Source organism: Microbacterium esteraromaticum (assembly GCF_900163815.1).
GTDB lineage: Bacteria > Actinomycetota > Actinomycetes > Actinomycetales > Microbacteriaceae > Microbacterium > Microbacterium esteraromaticum_B.
In genome coordinates this window covers 107,176-130,399 of record NZ_FUKO01000033.1, presented here as the reverse complement: position 1 = coordinate 130,399, position 23,224 = coordinate 107,176, and the positions used below count along the sequence as shown (strand labels likewise).

General features: G+C 65.9%; 17 protein-coding genes and 1 pseudogene. 14 read left to right on the top strand and 4 right to left on the bottom strand.

The annotated features are described in order from the left end of the window. The first annotated feature begins 158 nt into the window (after nt 1–158). The 4 genes and pseudogenes from FM104_RS12845 to FM104_RS12830 all read left to right on the top strand — a co-directional run bounded on the left by FM104_RS12845 (nt 159) and on the right by FM104_RS12830 (nt 2,521). Nucleotides 159–1,323, top strand: a pseudogene (locus FM104_RS12845) (IS3 family transposase). Between the two features lie 39 nt (nt 1,324–1,362). Continuing rightward, nucleotides 1,363–1,683: a hypothetical protein gene (locus tag FM104_RS12840; protein WP_143738398.1), complete on the top strand. Its 321-nt coding sequence runs from the start codon at nt 1,363–1,365 to the stop codon at nt 1,681–1,683. Between the two features lie 2 nt (nt 1,684–1,685). Further along, a complete protein-coding gene (locus FM104_RS12835) occupies nt 1,686–2,015 on the top strand; it encodes a hypothetical protein (protein WP_087132643.1) in 330 nt (109 codons plus the stop codon). Continuing rightward, a complete protein-coding gene (locus FM104_RS12830) occupies nt 2,012–2,521 on the top strand; it encodes a hypothetical protein (RefSeq protein WP_087132642.1) in 510 nt (169 codons plus the stop codon). Before FM104_RS12835 ends, FM104_RS12830 begins: the two co-directional genes overlap by 4 nt. 19 nt (nt 2,522–2,540) lie before the next feature. On the opposite strand, the gene FM104_RS12825 is transcribed toward FM104_RS12830, so the two are convergent. Continuing rightward, nucleotides 2,541–3,149, bottom strand: a complete 609-nt coding sequence (locus FM104_RS12825) for a hypothetical protein (protein WP_143738396.1) — start codon at nt 3,147–3,149, stop codon at nt 2,541–2,543. A 1,076-nt stretch (nt 3,150–4,225) separates the two neighbouring features. On the opposite strand from FM104_RS12825, the gene FM104_RS12820 reads away from it, so the two are divergent. From FM104_RS12820 to FM104_RS12795, 6 genes are all read left to right on the top strand, one after another. Further along, entirely contained in the window at nt 4,226–6,679 is a 2,454-nt protein-coding gene (locus FM104_RS12820) for a hypothetical protein (RefSeq protein ID WP_087132641.1), read from the top strand. Continuing rightward, on the top strand, nt 6,676–8,037 hold the full coding sequence (locus FM104_RS12815) for a hypothetical protein (protein WP_087132640.1): 1,362 nt from the start codon (nt 6,676–6,678) through the stop codon (nt 8,035–8,037). The genes FM104_RS12820 and FM104_RS12815 overlap by 4 nt, the downstream gene beginning before the upstream one ends. Before the next feature lie 84 nt (nt 8,038–8,121). Beyond that, complete coding sequence (locus tag FM104_RS12810) at nt 8,122–8,307, top strand: hypothetical protein (RefSeq protein WP_087132639.1); 186 nt, start codon at nt 8,122–8,124, stop codon at nt 8,305–8,307. Next, nucleotides 8,304–8,900, top strand: coding sequence for a nuclease-related domain-containing protein (locus tag FM104_RS12805; protein WP_087132638.1), 597 nt, complete (start codon nt 8,304–8,306; stop codon nt 8,898–8,900). The genes FM104_RS12810 and FM104_RS12805 overlap by 4 nt, the downstream gene beginning before the upstream one ends. Then, the gene (locus FM104_RS12800) at nt 8,900–12,634 is read left to right on the top strand and encodes a hypothetical protein (RefSeq protein WP_087132637.1); all 3,735 of its coding nucleotides are present in this window, start codon (nt 8,900–8,902) and stop codon (nt 12,632–12,634) included. Before FM104_RS12805 ends, FM104_RS12800 begins: the two co-directional genes overlap by 1 nt. A gap of 92 nt (nt 12,635–12,726) precedes the next feature. After that, nucleotides 12,727–13,494, top strand: coding sequence for a metal-dependent hydrolase (locus FM104_RS12795; RefSeq protein WP_021200903.1), 768 nt, complete (start codon nt 12,727–12,729; stop codon nt 13,492–13,494). 23 nt (nt 13,495–13,517) lie between these two features. On the opposite strand, the gene FM104_RS16555 is transcribed toward FM104_RS12795, so the two are convergent. From FM104_RS16555 to FM104_RS12780, 3 genes are all read right to left on the bottom strand, one after another. Next, nucleotides 13,518–13,865 (bottom strand): hypothetical protein, encoded by a 348-nt coding sequence (locus FM104_RS16555; RefSeq protein ID WP_167540708.1) that lies wholly within the window; start codon nt 13,863–13,865, stop codon nt 13,518–13,520. An 85-nt stretch (nt 13,866–13,950) separates the two neighbouring features. Next, a complete protein-coding gene (locus tag FM104_RS12785; RefSeq protein ID WP_021200905.1) occupies nt 13,951–14,571 on the bottom strand; it encodes a hypothetical protein in 621 nt (206 codons plus the stop codon). Between the two features lie 13 nt (nt 14,572–14,584). Further along, complete coding sequence (locus FM104_RS12780) at nt 14,585–16,528, bottom strand: PD-(D/E)XK nuclease family protein (RefSeq protein WP_143738395.1); 1,944 nt, start codon at nt 16,526–16,528, stop codon at nt 14,585–14,587. A 670-nt stretch (nt 16,529–17,198) separates the two neighbouring features. Between FM104_RS12780 and FM104_RS12775 the strand changes: the two genes are divergently transcribed. From FM104_RS12775 to FM104_RS12765, 4 genes are all read left to right on the top strand, one after another. After that, the gene (locus FM104_RS12775; RefSeq protein ID WP_087132635.1) at nt 17,199–17,783 is read left to right on the top strand and encodes a hypothetical protein; all 585 of its coding nucleotides are present in this window, start codon (nt 17,199–17,201) and stop codon (nt 17,781–17,783) included. 2 nt (nt 17,784–17,785) lie between these two features. Continuing rightward, entirely contained in the window at nt 17,786–18,877 is a 1,092-nt protein-coding gene (locus FM104_RS12770; RefSeq protein WP_087132634.1) for a hypothetical protein, read from the top strand. After that, the gene (locus tag FM104_RS16550; protein ID WP_179206793.1) at nt 18,874–21,360 is read left to right on the top strand and encodes a hypothetical protein; all 2,487 of its coding nucleotides are present in this window, start codon (nt 18,874–18,876) and stop codon (nt 21,358–21,360) included. The genes FM104_RS12770 and FM104_RS16550 overlap by 4 nt, the downstream gene beginning before the upstream one ends. Nucleotides 21,361–21,469: 109 nt before the next feature. Then, a complete protein-coding gene (locus tag FM104_RS12765; RefSeq protein ID WP_179206792.1) occupies nt 21,470–23,224 on the top strand; it encodes an FtsK/SpoIIIE domain-containing protein in 1,755 nt (584 codons plus the stop codon).

Here is a 23,224-nt window from a genome sequence, read left to right as displayed (position 1 = left end):
CAAGCGCTCATCGCGAAGCACGTGCACGTCGGTCGAAGTCCGAGGTGGCAATTTCGAACCGCCGCGTTCGAGCCCTGATGGGCGGAGTCGGGTCTGCTGCACGTGTAGGTGACATCTGAGTTGGCTTGCCCGGGAGGGTGGGCTGGAAGGATGTCATTGTGCCGAAGCCCTATCCCCGAGAGTTCCGTGACGACGTTGTGCGTGTTGCGATGAGTCGTGAACCAGGTGTGACGATCGAGCAGATTGCGAAAGATTTCGGCGTTCACCCGATGACCCTGCAGAAATGGTTGCAGCGCGCCGCGGTGGAGGACGGTGACCGGCCAGGGCAGACCCGAGCCGAGGGGGTTGAGTTGCGGGAGGCGCGCAAGCGCATTCGGCTTTGGAGCAGGAGAACGAGGTGCTGCGGCGGGCGGCGGCGTATCTGTCGCAGGCGAACCTGCCGGGAAAAGGCTCTACCCGCTCGTGACTGAGCTCGCCGCTGACGGGGTTCCCGTCGCGGTGACGTGTCGGGTGCTCAAGCTCGCTCGCCAGCCCTACTACCGGTGGTTGGCGAACCCCGTCACCAACACCGAGGTGGTCGAGGCGTATCGCGCGAACGCGCTGTTCGATGCGCACCGGGACGACCCCGAGTTCGGGCACCGGCTCCTGGCCGACGAGGCGCGCGACGTCGGGGAGTCGATGGCGGACCGGACCGCATGGCGGATCGCCTCCGACAACGGCTGGTGGTCCGCGTTCGGGAAGAAGCGGGGCAAGAACGGCAAGAAGGTCGGCCCGCCGGTCCATGACGATCTCGTGGGCCGCGAGTTCACCTCCGACGCTCCGAACCGGCTGTGGCTGACGGATATCACCGAGCATCGAACCGCGGAGGGCAAGCTTTACCTCTGCGCGATCAAAGACGTGTTCTCGAACAAGATCGTCGGGTACTCCATCGACTCGCGGATGAAGTCGAGCCTGGCCGTCCGGGCGCTTGAGAACGCCGTCGCGATGCGCGGCGATGTCGCCGGCTGCGTGATCCATTCGGATCGCGGATCGCAATTTCGAAGCAGGAAATTCCTGCGCGCAATCACCCGTCACCGCATGGTCGGATCGATGGGCAAAGTCGGCGCTGCCGGCGATAACGCGGCCATGGAATCGTTCTTCAGCCTGCTCCAGAAGAACGTCCTCGACCGCCGCACTTGGACCCGCCGAGAAGAGCTGCGCAGCGCGATCGTGATCTGGATCGAACGGACCTGCCATCGGCGCCGTCGCCAACCCCGCCTCGGACGTTTGACCCCGATCGAGTTCGAGGCCATCATGAACACGCCAGCCGCACTGGCTGCGTGACTAGAACCTGTCACCTATCCGTGCAGCAGACCCATGCGCATGAGCACCACAGTCTTCGCGGACATCATCACCCGCCACCTGGACGCGTTCAAATTCGTCACCGCCGACGAAAGAGCGCTCGTGCATCGGGCGTTCGAACTCGCACCGTCCGAACCCCTTCCTGGGGAGGCCTTCGCTGCGTACCTCGGCACTGCTGCCGCCGCAGCATGGGAGGCGATCCGCTATCTCCCGCTCAGCGAACCGAACCGTCGCGGATACACGCTCACTCTCGACGAGCTCGCGGGCGGTGAGTGCGCACCGACGCAACGAGAGCTGCTCGTCGTGCTCGGCCGTGCCGCCGACATCATGGAAGGCATCTGACCATGGCTGACGCTTCTTTCTCGCGAGAGCGCACGTGGGTTGCGTTCCACTCCGACGGCGGACAGTGCGCGCTGGCGACGACCACGCACGATTGCCCGCACTCGCACCGATACGAGCAAGCCACGCACGAGGATGCCACCGAGGTCACGATGAGCACCCCCACCGAAGCGGGCCAGGCAGTGCGCGACCCTCGCGGACGCATCGGAATCACGACCGATGCACCTCGCGCCAAGAGTTCGCGCATCGGCGTCATGTTCATTGACGCCAACTACTCCGTGCTCGCACAGGTCGACGAGCTCACCGTCATCCAGATCGTGGATGCAACATCATGACTCTGTTCAGCAGCCGACCGCCGTTCAACAACGACCCGCAGCCGTGGCGAGCACAGGACTTCACCGGTCGCACATACGACCATCGCGTCGCCGACGAGAACGGAGCCCCGGCATCCGCGGCGAGGCTGCGCATGGGATACATTCACGACCCGCGCCCGGAGTACGCGCGCACGCAGCACAACCCGTCGAACCCGATCCTCGTGCAGACCCGCTCTGACATCTCGCTCGCACCTGGAGCCGCGCACGAGATCATCGCCGCCCAGCTTGACCTGCTGAACGCCGGCGACGACTACTGGAACCTCGACGTCGTCACCGGCGAGCACATCGAGCACGCGCGCCGGGTGCTGATCCGACTCATCACCGACGACGACCCGGACGACGCCTGCCGCGAATGCGGTGAGGAGATCGACTACCTCGACATGCACGCCGGCTACGGCATGTGCGGTTCCTGCGTGCACAACGCCGTCCGGTCAGGTTGGGACCCCAGCGAACCGGAAGCCGCCTGACCGCGGACGCTCGAATCGGTCAGACCAGACTGATCCGGTAGGTCATCATCATCGAGCCGTCACCACGTGCGCCACGCTCACGCTGCGCACGCTCCGCGAGCTCGTTCGCAAGATCCGCCGCGGCCTCCGCAGCATCCGCGATCGGGAACCATCGGGACGCGCTCTCCCAGCTCATCGTGCGCCCCGTCTCATCCGACACGGAGACCGGTTCGAACACCCGCTCCCCCGGGACCTCCGGCGCCGCCTTCCTGCGTTCGACATCCATCCACGCACTCGGCAGCTCCGGCACGGACAGCACCGAATAGAGCGCGTCGCGGACATCGTCATCCGACACCCACAGACCGGCGTTCACCTGCTCGACCACATGATCCGTCACCGCCGCCCATGCCGGCTCGTCAACCTGCACTCGGAGGAGTACGGGACCGGGCCCGCGCAGCATCCCGGGCACGCGCTCCGCCTCCGGAACCTCGCCCGGATCGACGCCCTCCAGTACCTCCGGGTACATCAACCGCAACGCGCTCTCATCAACAGGCCGTGGCAATAGCGCTGTCAGCGTCGCAAGCTTCGATGGTGGGATCTCGACGGCACCACCCTCATCGTCCTCAAGGCCGACAACACCGCAAGACATGTGACTACGAGTCCACGCAACAAGAATCACCGAGGCGGTCGGCGCATCCATCCGTACCGCTGCTCGTAGATCATCAAACGCAGATATCGCCAGACGCGTCGTCAACGTCACAGGAGACCTCCCAATCGCACCGGCCAAGCGTACCGAGGTCGCTCGGGTGCGACTAGGTGGGAACCGCCGATGATGCTCGTACCAGCATGCGTCATCGGATCACGCGGAATCCACCCGCTTTACGAACACGACAAACCGTGCAAGCACATCTCGGCCCAGGATGTGCGAGAGGCGATAGCCGAGCACGGATCGCGCGAGGCAGACCGAGCGCCGGCAGGCGATAGCCCGACACAGCCGACCAGCGCAGAACCCATCCGATCCCCCGCATACATAAGAGCTCGCGGCCTCCTTCGTCGGCCGCTCGCGCGTGGCGCGGCTTGCCGCTGCCGTTCTGTTGCCGTGGTGTCGCGTGGGGCGTTCCGCCGTCGTGGTGCTGTCGTGTTGGTGACGTTGCGCTGGGTCGTTTCGCTGCCGTTGTTGCGGGCTGTTCGTGCGTTTCGGGGTGCCGGGTTCGTGGTGCTGCGCACGCTGTGCCTGGGTGCGGTTCCCTGTCGTCCTTTCCGTCGTGTGGTGTCGCGTCCTGTGCCGTCTCGTGCGTTCCGTTTCGTTCCGTGTCGTTCCGTCGACGTGACGCTGCCCGGCTGTGCCGGTGCTGACCTTGTCAAGGCGACCATGACGCCCGAAGGGCACAAATTGTCTGCGCTGCGCGCGCCCTCCCGGACAAGGCAGGTCCACCCTCGTGAGCATGCCGGGCGTGTACCCGGTGAAGCAGCAGCAGAGCGCACCAGCGGTGCGCAGCGGATCGTCGTCGATCCGCCCGGATGGTGCAGAGGCAGAAGCCAGCTTCAGACACCCAACCATCCCGCGCGAAGCGCAGACGCGAAGCGTCTCCGTCGAGCCTTCAATGGTGAGACAAGACCCCGCCCCGGCGGCACGTCCCTGTGCCCAGGGAACTGCGGGGTCGAGCGGCGGGGGCCGTGTATGTGGTGGCGCTGGGCGAATTACGTCGCCACATACACGGCGAGATGTCGATTTCCCGGCCGTATTTCTCCCAGGGCTCGGGGTCGCTGTTCGCAGGGGTGGACGATATGACGTCTCGACACTCAGCGCGCGCGTTCCGCTTCACGAAGGCCGGCGCGATGCACACCTCCGCCACCGATCTCGGCAACGTCGCCTCCAGCGCGATCGTCGCCCTCCCTGCTGGTGCGACGTTCCTCACGACGCGCACTGACACCGGCCTGGAGCATGTGCTCGTCACCCCTGATTTCTCTGACGCCGAGTCCGTCGCATTCGCGATCGCGCGGAGCATGAACGCCCGCAGTGACGAGGTCGATGAGGTCCCGGATCTGACCCGCACTGCACACGTCGCCCGGCTACGCCTCGACCGCGGATCGACCCCACGCCCGGACACGCAAGCGGGCGCAGACTTCACGGTGCTGTCGCGCGTCATCGGAGACATGTTGAAGCCTGGCGAGTGGGTGGCGATGGCGGTTCGTAAGCCGTCCAAGTCGGAGAGCCGGCACAACAAGATCTGGCTCGAGCACTTCGGTGTTCGCACCCACCATTCACTCGCTCCGAACGCGGTCGTGATGCAACTGCTCGCCGGCGGGACGGACGCCCGGCGCGCGATGGACCTGACCGTGCGAACCGCCAGCGCGATCCCCGGGTTCGGTCTCAACGTGACCGGCGAGAAGGTGTCCCCCGCGAAGCTGGTGACGTCGTTCATCGTGCTCGCCGTGCTCCTGGCCGGCGCCGGGATCGCATCCATGCTGATCCCGCAGATCGCGTGGCCGTGGTGGTGGACTTCGATCCCGGCGGCTGTGGCATCCGCTGCCGTCGCGGTGCTCTTTGGCCGCCAGGTTCTTCCGTCATTCGCTCGGACGGTGCGGCGCCTTCTGCCGTGGGGGCAAGTGCCGGTCCCGTCTCGCCGGTTCGGCCGCTGGCAACCGCCGAAGCCCGCACGCACAGTGCAGAACAAGGAGACCGGTGCGCTCACCGAAGTACCCGCGCAAGACGGCGACTACCCGCTTCAGGAGAACGCGTTCCTCGTCGGCCCGCACCTTCCTCTGGCGTTCGTCTCCCCGCACACTGGCGCCGGGTCCGGTTCCGCATCCACGGCGACACGTTCCGTCCCCGGCGAGCTTCGCGCGAAGGTCGGACCGCGCGCAGGTGTCGTCGACGACAGCCCCGTCCATCTGTCGTACGCCGACATGTGGGAGGGCCTCGCCGCCATCGGACAGCCGGGCTCCGGAAAGACAGCGCTGCTCGAACATCTGTGGGGTTCGCTCGCGTGCGATCGGAAGCACCCCGGCGCCGCGTTCGGACTGCCCGCACGCAACGCGATGGTCGCGTTCGACACGAAGGGAGATGGGAAAGCCACCGAGCAGTACGCGAAGTGGATGGAGTTCGCCGGCGACGAGACAGATGTCTTCCACGTGGCCGACCCGACCGCGCTCGAAGGGATCGAGCTGTTCCCGGATCTGCCGGGTCAGACGGCCCACGAATGGGCACGCGACGTCGTCAGCGCCATGCAGTACATCTGGGGTGAGGAGTCGATCGGTGCGCGCTCGTTCGACACGCTCACCAACGTCATGCAGGCGTCGAAGCTAATCGCCCGTCACGGCATCGCGCAGCGGGTGGTACTGCGCACGCTCCCCACCGATGCGTCGCCATGGTTCTATGCGAATCTGCTCCTCACCAACGAGGGAGATGAGATCGGCTCCGAGCTGTTCGCCGCCCTCGCCGATGCCGCCGTTCAGCCGGACGCACCGGAGGAGATGGCGCAGGCCGTCGCGACGCTGTCGCCGATCTACGGGACCGGGGTGACGCAGGCACAACGACGTCAGCTGGTGGAAGCGCCGCGCACAAAGATCTCCGCGCTCGTGTCCGCTGAGCACTGGTGGTCGCGACCGTCCACACGCACATGGGATGAGCTGCTCGACCAGGACCGAGCGGTCGTCATCAACACCGGCATCAGCCCGTGGGGACACGTGCTCGATGAGAAGCTCCGGACGGACCTGTCGAGCCTGATGCTGTTCACCTTGCGAAGCGCGATTCGTCGGACGTGCGTCGGCTGGTTCGAGAGCGGTCGCGCCGTCTGGGTGTTCGCCGATGAGGTGAAGCACATCGCGAACGTCTCCGCCGAAGTGATCTCCTGGATGCGCAACGACGCGCGAGCGTACGGACTCCGCTGCATGTTCGCCACGCAGACACCGGACACGCTGATCCCCGAGCTGCGGCGCATCCTCCTCGGATTCGGGACGCTTGCGCTCTTCAAGCAGAAGGAAGGCACGACGGTCCGGGAGATCGTCGCCACGCTCACGCTCTCCGGAACCACGTGGGACACACCCGACCTGGTGAACCTTCGGCGGTACGAAGCGATCATCTCGACGATCTACGACGGCAGCGAGCTCGAACCGTTCAACGCGGTCATGCCGGACTACCGAGGCGAGCGAGACGCCGGCACCTGGGCGGCATGATGCGGTTCGATCAGATTCCCTCCGCGACACCGGATGCATCCAACCGGACCGCTCTTCGGCTGGACCCATACTGGGACGGTCTGTGGCAGTTCGGGTCCGCCGGACAGTGGGTCAAGCGCGAGCACGCCCAGCGGCTTCGCGCCGCGGGAGTGATCGGTCAGCTGCCGGGCCGGCTGCGCACAGACCCCGCCGAAGCTCTCGCCCGAATCGATGCTGACTGGGAACGCAAGCTCGACATCCTCGGCGCCCTCGCCGGGTGGCGAACACTCACCGCAGAGCAGCAGGCCGCGTTCGCCGGCACGGTCGCCGCGGGCACACGTGACCGCGTCATCGGCGACCTCTTCGCGCTCGGGCTGATCGACTCCGGCACCATCTGGGCCCCCACCTCCGAGACGGCCGGCGCTGACCGTGCAGCCCTGTGGCGGCCCGCAACCACGGAGGTCTTCGACAAGCTCCTCGCCCCGCTGCTGACGTACGCCGAGACCGTGTCCGTCACCGGCGGGGAGTCGTGGACAAGCGGCAGCCAGTTCGACCGGCACAACATCCTCACCGCGGAGCTGTGCCTCCGGCTCGCAGAATTCGCTCGGATCGGCACGGTCCTCGGCGAGCGGCTCTCGCGTGTGCGCGCTCTCGCGTACTCCGGCGCCGGCGCACCAGAGCCGCCGGGCGTCAGCAATCAGACCGCCGACGCCGTCATCGTCCGACGCGATGGGCTGCGCATCGCCATCGAGACGACAGCGCATACCGGCGGGATGCACCGGTTCGTGAAGAAGGTGAAGAGTTGGTGCGACGTATTCGCCCGCCGACCTCTGGAGACCAACGGCTTGGTCGTCTGCTTCGTCGGCGTCGACCGCGTCGATGTGCGCGCCGAGAAGTCTGTCCACTATGCAGCCCGGAAGGCGATTGCTCGAGCCACACGTGATGTGCCCGGCATCGCCAGCAATCGCACCGCGGACCGCATCTTCTACGCCGACTGGACGGACCTGTTCCCCGCGCCCCGGGAGGCATCCGCGGACCTGTTCACGTTCCGCGCGCAACGACCGAACGGACCATCGGGAGGATGGGTCGACGCTCACCTCCTCGATGAGGAATCCGTGCCCTTCGATCCGTCCCGGATGCCAATCGAGCCCACGGCAGTGATCGCGAACGCATCCGGCATTCGCGCCACACCGCACTGGCTGCGCGACCCCGTCGACGCCCGGCCGCAGCTGCACATGCTTTCGCTCCGCGAAGCCGGCCTGGACCCGATACCGCACCCGGCACGCAACCGCCGCACCGGCATCCGACTCCAAGACCTCGAGAGCAAGAACAGGGAGATCGGCGGAGCGATTCAACCGCCCGCGCGCCTGCGCTTCTAGTGCACGACCGGTGCTCGTGTTCGCAGGGCTGGACGACATACGGCAACACGACGACATACGGCAACACATGGAGGCAGAGCAATCATGGGCAGGATCAAGGACCTCACCATTCGGTTCACGGAGCGTGTCAACGAGGACGCTGACGACATCGGGGCATACTTCCACTCCCGCAAGGGAATGTGGTTCAGCATCGTCGCCGTCGTCGGCATCAGTGGCGCCATGCTCTTCGCCCTCGGTGTCAACATCGTCGGGATGGTGCAGGGATCATGACCGGCATTCCAGGTACGGTCATCGGCCGCCCCGGCGGCTCCCTCGTCGACGCTGGCTGGGCGAAGAACGCCGCAGTCGCCGACATCGGACGCGCCGGCGAGCAGCGCACCGCCGCGGTACTCAACGACCTCGCCCGTCTGCCCAGCGGGCCGACGGTCCTGCACGACCTTCGCATCCCGATCCCCGGGTTCACCGCGAACATCGACCACGTCGTCGTCGCCGGGTCCCGGGTCACGATCATCGACTCGAAGGTCTGGCGCCACGGCATCTACTGGACCGCCGCCGGGCGGACCCGCCGAGGCTTGGAGAAGATCGACTTCGCGGACAAGAAAACGCTACCGACGGCGCAAGCAGCGCTGCGGCGTCACCTCGACTCTCGCATGACCCGAGACACAGTGTTCGGGCCGAACATCCTTGCCGTCTGGCCTGCGGGCGACGGCGCACTCCTGACCTTCGCCTACCGCCCCCAGGATGCTGTCGTGGTTCACGGTAGGACCCTGCGCCGGCGACTTCCCCGGCTCACCGGCGCGGCTCCCGCGGACCCGGTGATCGTGCAGATCCTGTCACAACTCGTCAACGGGACTGACGCATGATGGCGGCACCACGAAGCGTCGCCCCGCAGCCGAACCTCGCACCGCTTGTCGGCGCGAGTGCTGTCGTCCTGTGCGTCGCAGCGTCGATCTTCCGCCTGCCGGGTTTCGTCATCCTCCTGCTCGGCCTCATCGTCGCCGGCATGATGAGCTCGTCCCCGCCGCTGACGGGCAAGAAGGACGCTGCTGGGTACCCGACGATCGGCAACCCCGGAGAGCATGCCGCGGTCCTCCGCCATCGCCGGTGGTCAGCGCTCCGCTGGCGTCTGCTCGTGCCGAACCGCGACTGGCTGCTCAACGACCCGTCGGAGGTGAAGCCGCACATCGAGCGCGCGAACCAGTTCGCGAAGGGGCCGCTCAAGAACATCGCACGAGTCCTGCAAGCGGCGATCGTCATCTTCTGGCTGGTCGTGCCGATGTCGTTCACGTCGATCGGGGCGCTCGGACTCTCCGCTACTGTCTTCACCTTCCCTGTCGACGCGATGGCGCTGTGGGGGTGGATGCCTGACTCGGGCGCCTGGCTTATGTGGCCGAACACCATCTGCGCATACATCACCACCGTCGAGTTCTTCGCGACCCGCCGTCGATACGCCGCAATGGAGGACCCCGCTCCGCCCGTCACGATCGGTGATCTCCTCTCGAAGTTCCTCGAGGCGTCCCGCGTGAAACTCCTCGCCGCTCTGCTTCTCCCCGCGGCGGCCGGGACCGCGGCAGCGATCGGCGTATGGTTCCTCACTGCACACCTCGGCGTGACCTGGCTGTTCGTCCCGTTCCCCCTGCTGCTGGCCGGAATCGCGACCGTGTTCGCCGCAGTGCTCTGGCGAGTTCTCACACTTCCGGACGCCCTGAGCGACTGGCGGAACACCGTCCAGACGCGCGAGGTCTGGCAGCAACGCTGGGAGCCGTTGAAGATGGACCCCCGCCCGTACCTCATCTCACACTCCCGGCACGGTGATCCCGCAGCGCCTCTGATCCTTGACACGTTCGATGCGCCGCCGACTCAGGGGGCATCCGGGATGCTGGGCATGGGCTCGAGGATCCACCCGCTCATCGGAGCTGGTCAGGCAATCGCCGTACTCAACGAGCCTGACGTCGACAGCTCGGGCCAGCCGATCCCAGGCAGCCGGCACCCTTCCCGTTTCAGCGTGGCCACATGGCCTGTCGACCAGCCCATCGATGTCTCAGATCCGACCGTCGACCGCGGTCTCCTGCGCGAGCGCGTCCGCTCAGCCCTGGCGATCGCCGGCAGCAGCTATCCGCAGTTGATGGTGTCCGCCCTCGACCCGATGTGGGACACCGCCGACACGGACAGCACCGCGGCGTGGTCTGTGCAGTGCGAAGCCACGGATGCCCCGGTCGCCAGCATCCTCCCTGCCATCGCCGCAGAAGTGGGAGCTGCCCTTCGAACCGATGGGGTCTACGACAAGAAGACCGGGCTGCTATACGTCGGCGCCCTGACTGCGGACAGTACGCACTATGTCGACGAACGCCAGGCCCACCGATTCGTGGAGCTCGCACGCGAGGCGCGCTGGAACCAGCGATGGAGCGACGTGCTGAAGATGGGCGAAGCACGACCCCGCACCGAATCCGACGTGTACAAGACAGCGCAGCTTCCGACTGGCCAGACGATCGAGTGCCAGCCTTTCATGACCCCGCAGGGCATCAACGGCTCGTATTTCCTGACGCAGCAGAAGGAGAAAGCGCTGGCGAACGCGTTGGGCAACGCCCCGTGGGTGTCTGTTATCGGGTGGGAAGGCCGCGGCGACAAAGCCGGCGAACGGCACCCCGGCGCGTTCCGTGTCCTCTGGTCGGCGCAGCCCATCCCGCTCGACCCGGCACGCCTGGAGCCTCCGGGCCGCGGCAGGCCGGGCGATGCACTCCGGTGGGCCATCTCCGCCGCCGTCAACAGCGGATTCGATGCGGCCAAGCTCGCCCGTCCCGAAGTCGTCGCGGTCACCTCCCTCACCACAGCTGACTCCCGTGGGCACATTTGGGATGTCCGTCTGCGTCTCTACGACGGCGTCGTCCTCTCCGAGGTCAAGCAGAAGGCCGAGAAGATTCGCGGCGGTATGGGCGGCACCCCTTGGCTGAGGGTGACCGACAGCGGCGAGCACGTCCGTGTCGTCGTCGGCGCCGTGCCGGAATCCCGAGGTGTCGAATTCGCCCGCCCCGAGGCGAAGAAGCTCACCCTGGCTTTGGATTGGGAGCAGCGCTTCACGGACGCCAACCTCGCCTCGCCGGTCGACGGCGTCGCCCCGCGGCTCATTGCTGCTGAGCCCCTGGAGACCAACGAGCAGGTGGACGTCCTCGAGTTCACCCTCCCCCGCTCCCTGGCGATCACCGACTTCCAGGAGCAGAAGACGGTCGACAAGCTCCGCGCAGCATCCGGGAAGACGTTCATCAACGTCCGGCACAACGCCGACCCCTCCCGTTTCACGATGCTGGTCTGCGACGTCGATCCGATGCCGAGCCCGGCACCGTTCATGTGGGACCGAATGGGGGTGGTCGCACCCCGGTCGACGACCTTCGGCACGCGCGTGGAAGGCGCGCCGGTCACCTGGCACCTCGACAACGACAGCCACCTCATGGTTCTCGGTCAGAACGGCTCCGGCAAGGGCATCGGCATGTCCGCGATGGCTGCGGACAACATCATGTCGTTCTGGGACGTGTACGCGGCCGACCCGATCAAGGGGTTCAACGACTTCCTCTTCGCGGATCCGTGGCTGCGCGCTCGGGCGACCACCTGGACCCAGACCGTCGCGGTCGTCCGCCACCTGTTGCGCCTCCTCGACGAGCACAAGAAGCTGAACGAGCACTACGGCGTCTCGAACATCCGCGATCTCCCTGACGATGTCCGCCCTCGGCTGTCCTGTCTGTACCTCGACGAGTTCACATCACTGGTGATCCCTGATGCCTTAGTGAAGCTCCGCGACAACGCCGATGAAGCGGAGCGGAAGGAGTACGCCGCCACCGTCGCGATCAACAACTACAAGCTCCTCATCGGCTCCGCGATCGGGCGCATCCTCCGTGAAGGACGAGCCCTGGGCCTCGTGCTCGTGCTCGCCGGTCAGAAACTCACCCGCGAGGAGCTGAAGTACATCCCCGGTGGGGCGACCATCAAGTCGCAGATGTCCCGCCTTGCGATGGGCAAGATGAGCTTCGGTGACATGATGAGCGCGTTCGCCGACGCCAGCAGCGCCCTAGGGCTGCTCGGCCCGTCCGTCCCCCGCGGCCGCGGAGTCTTCGAGTCCACGTCGGAATCCGCCTTCGCGGTGCAGACCTGGTGGGCCGGTGGATCACAGGCTGACCACTTCCGCATCCTCGCGGAGAAGATCGCCGAGATCCGCCCGCCGCTGACCGCCGGCGAGAAGCTTGACCTGTCGATCTCCGATTCGCAGGCAGATCAGAGCGTGGAGGTGTTCGGCGAAGAGATCACCTCATCGAACGACACGCTCGATGAGGCGCATGAGGAGATCGTCGACGTCGTGCTCAACCTCGACGACGATCTTGAGTTCACATTCGAACCGGACCCGGATCCGGTCCCCGACTTGCCACCGGATGCTTCTGTCGCCGATGCCCCCGGCGAGTTCTCCGCTCCGCCGACGTCGGACGCCGATGAGATGATCCCGGATGAGCTGTTCGATGACGCACCCCGGACAGCACCTGCGGACGACCTCTTCGATGACGTCTCCTCGCCCTCACCCGCACCACCCCAGGTCGAGGACCTGTTCACCTGACTACCGAGCTGCTGACCACCCACGGGCCGCAGCGGAGAGGACGATCCTGTGTCCACGAATGAAGAGACAATCCGCATCCGGGCGGGTCAGCCATGATGGGTGTCAACCACGCGGCAACGGGTGCGGCCGCCTGGGTGGCCGTGACGTCCACCGCGATCCCGGCGTTCGGATGGTATCCGCTCCCCGCGGAGGCAGTCCTCCTCGGGGCTGCAGTCGCTGGGGGTGCGGCGCTGCTCCCTGACGCCGACCATCACAACGCCACGATCGCTCATTCAGTGCCCGTCCTCGGAGGCGTTGCCGCGGGAGCTGTGGGACTCGTGACCGGCGGACACCGAAAGGGCATGCACTCCCTCCTCGCCATCGCCGGTGTCGTGGTCGGCACGTACTTCCTCGGGCAGCTCCAGTGGCAGCCGCAGGGATGGCAGTTCCCGATCCAGATCGGCTCGGCGGCTGCCGTCGCCGCCACGACTGCCTTCGCGTTCAAAGTCCTTGGCGGGAGGCGCTGGCTGACCGCATGGGTGCTCGGCGCTCTTCTCGCTGGGCTGGTGGCCCTGCTGATGCCGTCACAGTTTGCCTGGCTGCCCGTCTGCATCGGCATCGGCTACGCCGCTCATATCGCCGGCGACCTGCTCACCTTCGGCGGAGTCCCTCTCCTTTGGCCGCTCCAACCCGCGCCGCCCGGACCGATCCGACAGGCATTCCTTTTGAAGTCGATGTGGAAGCCGTCGGGGCGCTTCGCGGTCCCTCTTCTCGGCTCGACCGGGAAGGACCCGCAGGAGCACGTTCTCGGCACGCTGGCCGGTCTGTACGCCGCGTGGGGAGCCATCGGGGCGGTGATTGTCCTATGGCCATGGAAGTGACACCGGAGCAACTACGTGCAGGCCTACGCGCCTGGGCGCACGGTTCCCGCACCACCGAGGCTGCGGTCGAGCTGCTCATCCGGCATCAGCGAGCAATCCACGCCCGCGCCCCGTGGCTCAACGTCACGGAAGACGGGGTGTGCTCCATCGACGTGGATGCCCTGCGGTGGCATTCCGGAGCCTGGTCCGGGGGCGAACAGCGGGTCGTGCGCATCGCCTGTTCGCTTCTCGGCGGCGATCCCGTACGGCTCGACGACGACATCAGTGCTCTGGGCCGTCCCGAGATGGACCTTGTACTCGCTGCGCTGTCCCATGCAGCCGGCGCCGACCAGAGCGTCGATATCCGTCTGGACGAGGACGGTCGCCCCCATCTGCACGTCCTCGATCTCGGCCCTCTGCATCCGTGGCCGGAACATACCGAAGGCCAGTCGTAACGACCGGCCTTCGGTAGAGGTGTCAGGCGACGTTGTGCAACTGAGGCAGCCGCTTCAGTCGCGGCACAATGGACACCCGATCCGGGGTCTTGCGCGAGTTCCAGTCGATCATCGACGCGCCCTGCTGAAGGGTGAAATCCGCGGGGAAGTCCGGGTCGGGTCCGCGGTCCTCGAGGGCCACGAGCACACGCTGGCTCTCCCCTCCGACCTTCTCACCACGCTTGGTGACGAGGACCTTGTGGCCGATCAGGCTCTCGGCCTGTCGGGTGAGCTGCTTGGCGCGCTCTCCGTCTCGGGAGTCGATGCGATCGAGGCGGATGTGCTCGATGCCGTCGGAGTAGTACTTCGAGACGCCCGTCCGGATGAACACGATGGGGCGGTTCGTGGGCTGCTTGCCGTCGACCCCGTTCCCTTCGAGGTCGACGTAAACGATCGTGCCGACGAAGTGACCCACCCCAGTCGAGTTCTCGGCCTTCTTCTCGGCGTGGTCGAAGATGCGCAGCTGCGGTGAACCGTCCGAGAGCATGTCGACGATGCGGCTGATCTGACCGTTGACCTGATCGTCGGTCGCCCCGGGGCCGGCAGACGTCACTGCGGAGAGCAGGATCTGCGCCTTCAGGGAGTCGGTGATTTCGATGGACATGTCGTTCCTTCCGTCACGGCTGCGCGGCGGCAGCGAAGTAGTTGTGGGAGTCGTTCTGCAGCAGGTCGCGGCCGTGAAGGTCGATCAGTTCCGTCATGCCGACGATGAGGAACTTCTCCGTGTCCGCCATCCACTTCTCGATCTCTCCGACGGGACGCCCGAACGGGAACGGGCGTCGCTCCAGACGTGCGGCGAGAAGGCCCCGAATCCGCGTCTGAGCGCCCGCCTGCCAGGTGGCCTGGCCGGTCAGCTGAGCCTGCGCCCGGAGCACGATGCCGCCGAGGACGTTGTTGAAATGCGCCCATGCCTCACGGCTGACCGGGATGTTCTGCTCGTCCATGTGCTTGAACGACTGGGAGACGATGCCGGCGAGAGCGATCGCGGACCACGAGTTGAGGTTCAGATCGAAACCGATCAGTTCCTGCTGCGGTGCGGCCTCTGCTCGCACTCGAATGTTCTGCTCGGTCACGCTTCCTCCTTGGTTCGGTTCCCGTGCTGTCTCAGCACACATACCCGGCGCGGGCGGCACCTCGTCGCCCGGTGCGCTCACGACCGGCATGACAGCATCCGGTGTCGCCGCCGTCGCGGACGAGCCCCCGAGGGTGATCGGGAACAGGTCATCGCCCTGTGCCGGGATCGGTTCGGTCAGTTGTTCGGGGGCCGACGTCTCAGCGGTGGCAGTCGCGGATTCGGGCTCGGCGGCGTTGGCAAAGACCATCGGAGTGTCGACGTCGACGCTGGGCTCTCGCTGAGGCGCGCTCGTTCGCGCTTCGGCGGCCGCGGCACCTGGACGAAGAGTTGGGATGCCCAGCTCCACGGCGCCGTACTGCCGACGGGCCGTGAGCTGAAAGCGGTCCATCCGCTCCTCCGGTGTGCCCGGAGCGGCCCTGGTTGCCGGGTGCGCTGACGGGCAGGAGTTCACCAGCTCACACCATGCGCAGACCTTCGACGGACGTGTCTCGAACTTCGCTCGATCCGCGGAGTCATTCATGAGCTTCCACGCGCCGCTGTAGCCGAGCAGCATCTTGTCCATCTCCGGTGCGGAAAGGTTGATGTCGCGAACCTTCCCGAGGGCAGGGAAATAGAGCGTGGCCATGGCTGGGCGAATCCCCGTATATGCCTCAACCCCGAATGCATATAGGCGCTGCTGATCCCCGTAGTCGTCGGAGTACATCGGATTGGGGGTCTTCAGCTTCTTCGCGTCGTTCGACTTCTTGTAGTCGCGGATCGCGATCTTGCCCGAGTGCTCGCCGGACGCCTCGACGGCCGCGATCGTCTTTTCGAACCAGTCCCTCCGGTCCTCCAGGTTCCTCTTTGCCTTCCAGGCCTCCTTGTCGCCGTCCGCGACCTCGGGGAGATCGTCGATCTCGGTGACGAGGAGGGAATGCTGGCTGCGCAGCTGCTCGATGGTGACGGCCCCGACGGCATCCGGGGCGCACGGCACCCAGTCGATCCGGTCGATCTTGCAGATGGAGGGGATGTCGCGAACCGTGACGAACAGCGTCGCCTCGATGCCGATGACGATCACAGAACGAGGATCCTCGATCTCGAAGATGCCATGGCAGAGGGCGGAGATCTGCTCGATCCAGTTCCGTCGGTTCGCGTCGTTCGCTCTGAGCGCGTCCTTCGTCTGCTTTTCCAGCTTCTCGAGGGCCCATTTCTGCGACGCCGCGGCGTTGACGAGCTCATCGATCTTCTCGTGGGTGCGCTCCGGTGCTGGCAGCGCGTACAGGTCTTCGAAGACGGCGTGCATCGCAGTGCCGATCTCTGCGTCCGAGAACGGGTCCTCGTTCCGAGGGAGCAGGCGTGATGCGGCCATCGCCGCTGGGCACTTCAGCGTGCTGGCAGCCACCGAGGCTGAGAGGACCTTTCGGCGCACCTTGTCGACCGCTTCCGGGTCGCCGAGGAGCAGATGGCCTCCGGACCAGGCGGTATCGGGCAGCAGAGTCTGGGTCATGGGCTGCACATACCCGGTCTGCAGATTGGAGCTTCGCGTCGGGCGCACCAATCACCCCTTCGGAGTTCTTCGTCTCAGAAGAATCCACGGGCGGGCTGTTTGCCGCTCCTGGTCACCTGCTGCGGTCGGATCGCGGTCGTCTGGCCCTCGCCTCGGAAGGGGTGTCGCGCCTGCCAGGCTATGCCCGAAGGCCGGTAATTCAGTTCGCCGAGAACCAATCACGGCGTGTTGTCCAGGGTGGCCAGATCCTCCGCCTGGCCACCGTGTTCCTTTGAGCCAGCTGGCATCGGACCGAGCCAAAGCGAGACCCGGACAGAGCCTGTCTGTCCGGGTCTCGCCCTACTCCCTTCTGGTCAGTGCCGGACCCGACCAGAGAGAGAAGAGAGTTAACGACTCGTCTAGAGAACTACTACTACTACTTCCCGACTCCTGTCCCTCACTCTCTCATCTCATGTGTGGCCTCGGGGTCTCTGTATGTATCCGTCCGCAGATGTCTGTCCGTCTGACCAGCGCTGCCGTTCCCAGTCGGGAGTAGGGAATGGCCCGGTCTCGCCCGCTCTGACCGCATCTGGCCGGACAGAGCAAACGTGCTCATCAGCAAATCGGCGGATCCGCTTGTCGCTGTTCGCAGGGGTGGACGGATGTAGGGATTCACACGGCAGGAGGACCCATGTCCGGATTCGCAATCGACGAGCACTCGACCGACACCGTCAGCGACGACATCGACGTCATCGAGCAGGACGGGGAGGACGAGACCGAAGAGGTCGACGTTCCCCGGGGCGAGGCAGGCGGTCCGAAGCGCAGTAGCGCGCGGAACGCTCGCACGGGTTCGCGAGCCCGTCAACCCATCACACGGGCAGGTGCCGCACGTGCCATCGCCAAGTACGTCCAGCTCACCGAGGCCCGCGAGGACCTGGTCGCGATCCTCGCGGTCAGCCTCGGGGCACCTGAATACGATCTCGCTTCGCTCGCGGCCACCGTCGTCGCAGGCAAGGGCACACCAGCGATCTCCTTGGTGACGGATCTTGCCGATGCCGCCGGGCGCTCCCCCCACGAGGCGACTGTTCATGCCATGCAGCTCAGCCGGGAGGACGCGAAGCAGGCGTGGGCGTTGCTCGTCGCGGCAGGAGTCGTCACGGGGCCGATCCCCGCGAAGGACGGCGCCGCCGCAGTCGCCCTCGCCCAGGCTGTGGAACAGATCGGCGACGACGAGCGAGCTGCGTTCGAACAGGTCTCCGAACTGGCTGGGCGCTGATCATGGCCGGCCGTCAGCCCCGGAGCGTCTGGGAGGATCCCGGCACCCGTTACAACGCCGAGGCTCCGAACGTTCAGAAGGAGAAACGCCGAGGGAAGATCCTGCGCGTCGGCGTCTGGATCATGGCCTTCGGCGCCTTCCCGCTTGCCGTGCTGCTCGGCTTCGTATCCATCGGCCTCATCCAGGGTATGAACGCCGAGAAACCTGCCCAGCTGGGATCGTTCGACACGAACGGTTCGGCAGGAAAGCCAGCGGCGACACGCGCTCTGATCGATTGGCTGACCGCCGATCCCTCGCCACTGCCGAACGGCAAGTTGATCTCCTGGGACGGATTCGAGGTCAAGGAGCCTCCGGCACCTGTCGATGACACCGAGAAGCCGGTGAGCTACCACTTCGAGCTCCACCGCTTCACCCTGGAACGGAATGACTCGCTGTACAGCGCTTCCGTCCAGGTCGTCGTCGACGGCGCCGGCGTCAGTGTGATGGGGACTCCCACCCTCTTGCCGATCCTCGATGCCCCTGCGACAGCATCGTCGCCTTGGTTCGGGCTCGGGACCGCGACTCCGTCGGAAGCCGTGCAGAGCGCGGTCGAAGAGTGGGCCAGCGCATTCACCGGCGGCGACCCGACCGCGCTCCGACGAGTCACGCGTGATCAGGATGCCAGCAGCACCTACGTTCCGCTGGTGGGGATCGAGACTCTGCAGTCCGCGAAGATCACGACCGCGAGTTACAAAGTCGTCCCTGCCGCGGATGGGAAGACCAAGGACGACAAGACCAGGATGATCGTCCAGGTCACGCTCGAGCTCTGGTGGGACGGCCAGACCCCGACCGAGGAGGAGCTCCTCGGTCCGAAGCCACCGACAGCGCAGAAGATCACTTACGACCTCCTCGTGCTGCAAGCCAACACTGACGCCGCCTATGTCGTTGCCTGGGGTGAGCCCGGGACCGGACCCGACCTCAAGCCCGAGGCGAATGCCATCGCCGGCGTCGACACCCGCAACCTCGAGCCGGGAGAGGGTTCGCAGACCCCAGACCCGAGCGAGTCCCCTGACCCGAACGACACTCCTGCTCCGGAAGGGACGCCGGCACCATGATGGCGAAGAAGCCCGCGAACAGCGCATTGACCATCCCGATCCTTCCTCAGTTCGAGACGCGTGCGCGCCGCCCGCTCTTCGATGGCTTGTGGCCCGGGATCGACGGATCCATGTGGCTGTGGCGGTCCGTGCCGATGGGCTCGGTGCCGGATGCGCGCACAGAGGAGGGCGCCGTCGCCGTCGGTCATGGTCTGGCCAACGCGTACGAAGCTCTCGCCGCATTCGCGGGCAGCGGCGCGCACCGCAGCCAGGTCAAGTCCACCTACCGTGACACGCATGCGCTGCTCTTGAACGTCCCGACGACCTTCAAGGCGAACCCGAAGTCGCCGATCGCTGACGAGCTCAACCGTGAGTACGGCGATCGTCCGACCATCCAGCGTGTGCTGCTATTCGGCGTGCGACTCAAGGCGACAACCGGCAACGGGACCCTCAAGAGCGCCGTCGACTCCGTGTGGGAAACGCTCCGCTACGGCGGATCGCCCCTCTCCGACTACGAGAAGGACCACCGCGATATGGCGATGGTGTTCTCGCGAGCCGGCTTCTCCGTGCCCAGCCTCCAGGAGCTGCATCTCGCGGACAGCTGGTGGAACTACGGGCTCGCAAAGGGTGTGCCCGTCCTCCTACACGACGAGCACATCCACTTCTTCCACTCCGCTGCCGAGGCCCGCGCAGCCGTCGACATCAACCGGCTCGACTGCCGCGACTGGCCGGAGGCGATCGGGGAGCACGCGATCAGCTTCGCGGCCGTCGAGTCCTTCGACCTGGATTTCACTCCCGCCACGGACACCAAAGCTCGATGGGTGATCCCGCTGCTGGAGAACGGTGCGCGGGTCATCTCCATCCGCGCGAAGGTCGAGCCTTCCAAGGTGACCCGGAACGAGCTACGCGGGCAGCAGCGTCGGTATCGTGCCGATCTGAGCGAGCTGCAGGCCCAGGGAAAGATGGATCGTGCCGAGCTGGAGGAGCGCGAGACCCAACTGACGTCCATCGAGCGCGCCTACGCGAATGGTGGTCCGGCGACTCTCATGGACACGTCCGTGATCGTCGGGTTCAGCGGAGTGATCGACGACATCGACAAGTTCTCGCCTCCCGGCGCCGAGCTGTCCCCCATGCTGAACCGCCAAGGAACCGCATGGCACGAGACGATGGCGAACTCCGCTGTCCGGGCGAACCCGCTGCAGCACGATCTCCCTCAGACCACGATCAGCTACAGCGCCCTGCCGACGCTCACGCGGATCGGTGACGCTGACGGCGCGATGATCGGGATGACCGAGGACGACCGCCAGCCTGCGTACCTCTCTCCCGTCGCCGCGGCCGATGAGGACACGCTCCCGTTCCTGTATGTCCTCGCCGCCACCCGTGCGGGAAAGACGATGCTGCTGCAGAACATCGCTCACCAGTTCAACCGGCTGCTGCACCCGCAGGTCATCATCGACTTCAAGAAGAACAGCGACCTCTCGGACATGGTGCGCTACTCCGGCGGGCAGACGATCAGCCTCGACGACATGGTGTCCGCGGACGGCCCTCTCGACCCGGTCCGGATCTTCCCTGACCGTGCGGACGCGATCGCGAAGGCGACGAGCATGATCCACCGCGTCAATCCGTACCACGACTCGCGCGTGGATGCTTACGCCAACGACATCTCGTTCGCGATCAGCTGGGGCATCGAGAATGGGGCGAAGGCCACTGGCCAGGCGCTGATTATGGCAGCCAAGGCGGGCCTCATCGAGCAGAAGATCATCGACCCCATCTTCAAGCACGCCCAGGTGTACCCGATGTTCCGTGCGACCTTCGGCATCGAACCACACACCCAGGCACTGAACCTTGCCGACGGCCTCACCCTGGTGCGGTCCGGGGCAACCCAGGTCGAGCTTCCGCCGATGGGCATGGACCCGGCGGACCTCCCGCGCGCTGAGCCGGCAGTGCGCAACTCGCTGAACGTCATCCGCATGCTCGTCTGGGGCAGCCTGGCGTCCCTGTCGAGCCGCCGCGGCGTCCTGCACTTCGACGAGTCCTGGATGCTCGAGAAGGCGAGCCCCTCGGATCTCGACGAGGTTGGACGTCTGTGCGGCCAGTGGGGCGTGTTCCCGATCTTCTACAACCAGCGTCCCTCCGGACCGCTGAAGATCGGCCTGAAGGGATACATCAGCCGCTTCCTGATCGGCCACATCAAGGACGAGGAAGAGGCATCCGCCGCACTGCAGCTGGCGAACATCGACAACCCCCGCGCGCTGGAGCGGATCACCGCCGAGCGATACCACGGCGATGGCGGCGGCCTGAACTGGGACTCGCTGCAGCACCTCCCCGATGGGAACGGTGGTGTCGCGCGTGGAAGCGTCTTCTACTACGCGGACCTCCGGAACCGTCTCGCGACCGTCGAGCACCGCCCCAGCGACGAGTTCCTACGACTCGGAGATCAGTCGCCGGAGGGCATCAGCCGCCGACAGCGAGAGAAGGAGGAAACCCTGCTCGCACTGCGCTGACCAGAGACCCCGGGCGCCTTCCCCCTGCTCTGCGCCCGGTCCCGACCCGGCGCCGCACCTTGCCGTGGGTGCGACGCCGGGTCCTTTCCTGTTCGCAGGGCTGGACGGTATGAGGCGCACGCAGATCAAGGTCGGCCCGCAGTTCAACCCGAACAGCACGCGCCATGTCGACGAGCTCCTGGAGCGGATCGAGAAGCGCGGCGGAGGGAAGGGCTGGAAGGTCGTCGACTTCGACGGCACGCACGTCACACTCATCAACCGCGGCGTGATGCACAGCGTCGAAAGTGCGACCAAGCGCACCAAGATCATCAACCTGGGCGGCGAGATGCGTGCCTCGGATGGCGAGAAGACCGCGGCGATGCTCGAATCGAACCCGAAGTACGAGGGCTGGTTCCTGACCCGGTTCGAGCCGCACATCAACCGGGCGGTGCTGTCACAGCTCACCGACGGGGAACGACGTTGCAGGAGCGCAGTCGCGAACGCGTTGCGGGTCAAGCCCTGGGACGTTCAGATCAGCCCTCGGAAGGGCGGAGGGTTCCTACTCGAACTGCCAGACTCGTACACCCCGAGCGCTCACGACGCCAAACTTCAGGAGGTCGCGGAGACAGCCGTCGGGCAAGTCGGTTGGTACTTCACTGGTGACGCCAAGACACTCCGCGGGGAGATCGTCCCGTCGGTGCCCCCGACCTTCGCCGACGTCATCCGATATCGAGCCGAACTGCTACCTCATCCATCTGGGGGTGGGATCTCGCCGATCCCGCTCGGTGAGCGGCTCTCCGAGCGGGGCGATGTCCCCAACGATGTGCTGACTCTCGATTTCAACGCGGCACCGCACATGCAGCTCGGCGGGGTTACTGGTGGCGGCAAGTCCGTCACAGTGAACGTCATCATCGCCGGCGCCCTCGCCGCCCAAGCGGAGCTGGTGATCATCGACGTTCCGCAGAAGGCTGTGGACTTCGAATCCTGGAGGCCGTTCGTGCGTCCCGGAGGGTGGGGCTGCGAGTCATTCCAGGAGAACGCGGTCGCCCTCGAAGAGTTGTACAAGGAGGGCGAACGCCGAGCCGCGACCCTGAAGCGCTACGGAGTCAAGAAGATGTCACAACTGCCGGCTGACATCCGCGCGACCATGCACGACGTCCTCATTGTCGTGGACGAGCTCACCGGCCTGTTCACCATGGATTCCGTCCCCAGACGGCTCGCGGCAGACGACCCATTGCGCATCGAGGCGGAGTCGAAGAACTACGCCCGAGAGCTGATCCGGACCTTCATCGAGAAGATCGCGGCGGAGCAACGCTTCGTCGGCTTTCACCTCGTCGTGTCATCGCAGGTAGCAACCGTCGACACCGGAGCAAGCGTCGCACTGCGGACGAACTTGCCGCACAAGGCACTGCTCGGATCGAATGCCTCTGACCGAAACCGCAGGAACATCCACTCCGATATCAGCGCGATCCCCGTCGTTCCGGCTCACATCAAGAACGATCCCAAGGTGTCGCAAGGTGTCGGCACAGCCGAGTTCGCCGGCCAGGCGGCGTGCGTCTTCAAGTCGTTCTACGCGGAAGAGGACGAGCTCATCGAGTTGCTGCACACCCGCGGCGTGAAGAGCCTCCCTCCCACACAACTCAACCAGACCCGGCCGGATCCCATGATCGTGCAGAAGCGATTCCCCGAACTCGCCGAGATCGCCCAGCATGCCCGCGAGCTGGAGGCCACGGACTACGCCGCGGCAGACGCGAATCGCCCACTGGAAGCTTGGGAGATCGACCCGGAGACAGGTAAGCCACTTACCGGCTTCGCCCGAGCAAACGCTGCGCGTGCTGAAGTGACTCGAGTGGCCAAGCAGGCCGAACCGGCACCGGGTATGTGA

What these genes read in the sequence shown, in the direction of transcription:
- FM104_RS12840 (WP_143738398.1), top strand. Translation starts at nt 1,363, where the DNA reads ATGAGCACCACAGTCTTCGCGGACATCATCACCCGCCACCTGGACGCG.
- FM104_RS12835 (WP_087132643.1), top strand. Translation starts at nt 1,686, where the DNA reads ATGGCTGACGCTTCTTTCTCGCGAGAGCGCACGTGGGTTGCGTTCCAC.
- FM104_RS12830 (WP_087132642.1), top strand. Translation starts at nt 2,012, where the DNA reads ATGACTCTGTTCAGCAGCCGACCGCCGTTCAACAACGACCCGCAGCCG.
- FM104_RS12825 (WP_143738396.1), bottom strand. Translation starts at nt 3,149, where the DNA reads ATGTCTTGCGGTGTTGTCGGCCTTGAGGACGATGAGGGTGGTGCCGTC.
- FM104_RS12820 (WP_087132641.1), top strand. Translation starts at nt 4,226, where the DNA reads ATGTCGATTTCCCGGCCGTATTTCTCCCAGGGCTCGGGGTCGCTGTTC.
- FM104_RS12815 (WP_087132640.1), top strand. Translation starts at nt 6,676, where the DNA reads ATGATGCGGTTCGATCAGATTCCCTCCGCGACACCGGATGCATCCAAC.
- FM104_RS12810 (WP_087132639.1), top strand. Translation starts at nt 8,122, where the DNA reads ATGGGCAGGATCAAGGACCTCACCATTCGGTTCACGGAGCGTGTCAAC.
- FM104_RS12805 (WP_087132638.1), top strand. Translation starts at nt 8,304, where the DNA reads ATGACCGGCATTCCAGGTACGGTCATCGGCCGCCCCGGCGGCTCCCTC.
- FM104_RS12800 (WP_087132637.1), top strand. Translation starts at nt 8,900, where the DNA reads ATGGCGGCACCACGAAGCGTCGCCCCGCAGCCGAACCTCGCACCGCTT.
- FM104_RS12795 (WP_021200903.1), top strand. Translation starts at nt 12,727, where the DNA reads ATGATGGGTGTCAACCACGCGGCAACGGGTGCGGCCGCCTGGGTGGCC.
- FM104_RS16555 (WP_167540708.1), bottom strand. Translation starts at nt 13,865, where the DNA reads ATGGGGGCGACCGTCCTCGTCCAGACGGATATCGACGCTCTGGTCGGC.
- FM104_RS12785 (WP_021200905.1), bottom strand. Translation starts at nt 14,571, where the DNA reads ATGTCCATCGAAATCACCGACTCCCTGAAGGCGCAGATCCTGCTCTCC.
- FM104_RS12780 (WP_143738395.1), bottom strand. Translation starts at nt 16,528, where the DNA reads ATGACCCAGACTCTGCTGCCCGATACCGCCTGGTCCGGAGGCCATCTG.
- FM104_RS12775 (WP_087132635.1), top strand. Translation starts at nt 17,199, where the DNA reads ATGTCCGGATTCGCAATCGACGAGCACTCGACCGACACCGTCAGCGAC.
- FM104_RS12770 (WP_087132634.1), top strand. Translation starts at nt 17,786, where the DNA reads ATGGCCGGCCGTCAGCCCCGGAGCGTCTGGGAGGATCCCGGCACCCGT.
- FM104_RS16550 (WP_179206793.1), top strand. Translation starts at nt 18,874, where the DNA reads ATGATGGCGAAGAAGCCCGCGAACAGCGCATTGACCATCCCGATCCTT.
- FM104_RS12765 (WP_179206792.1), top strand. Translation starts at nt 21,470, where the DNA reads ATGAGGCGCACGCAGATCAAGGTCGGCCCGCAGTTCAACCCGAACAGC.